This is a genomic window from uncultured Sulfitobacter sp. (assembly GCF_947497275.1).
Classification (GTDB): domain Bacteria; phylum Pseudomonadota; class Alphaproteobacteria; order Rhodobacterales; family Rhodobacteraceae; genus Sulfitobacter.
This window is the reverse complement of sequence record NZ_CANMFS010000049.1, coordinates 1-431: the sequence shown is the minus strand read 5'-3', so window position 1 is coordinate 431 and position 431 is coordinate 1. Positions and strand designations below refer to the sequence as shown.

The window sequence follows — 431 nt, the reverse complement described above, 5'->3', positions numbered from 1 at the left end:
GCGCCGCTGCAGTTGACGGTGAACGACGCGGCCAAGACCTACGGCAGTGCGCTGGTATTCGACGGGACGGAGTTCGCGGTGACGGGTGGAGAGCTGTTCTTCGACGACAGCGTGGACAGCCTCGCCATCGCGTCCGCCGGTGCTGCGGCGCAGGCGGAGGTCGCCGGATCGCCCTACGCGATCACCGGCGGCGCGCCGCTCTCGGGCACGCGGATCGGCAACTACGATGTGACGGTGCTGGACGGCGCCCTGACGGTGGACGCGGCGCCGCTGCAATTGACGGTGAACGACGCGGCCAAGACCTACGGCAGTGCGCTGGCGTTCGACGGGACGGAGTTCGCGGTGACGGGTGGGGAGCTGTTCTTTGACGACAGCGTGGACAGCCTCGCCATCGCGTCCGCCGGTGCTGCGGCGCAGGCGGAGGTCGCCGG

The 431-nt window shown here is 70.3% G+C and carries 1 protein-coding gene; it reads left to right on the top strand.

Annotation, left to right across the window (positions count from 1 at the left end):
* Window positions 1-431 (top strand): MBG domain-containing protein (locus Q1A06_RS20930; RefSeq protein ID WP_299568048.1); only part of this gene is annotated, 431 nt, incomplete at both ends.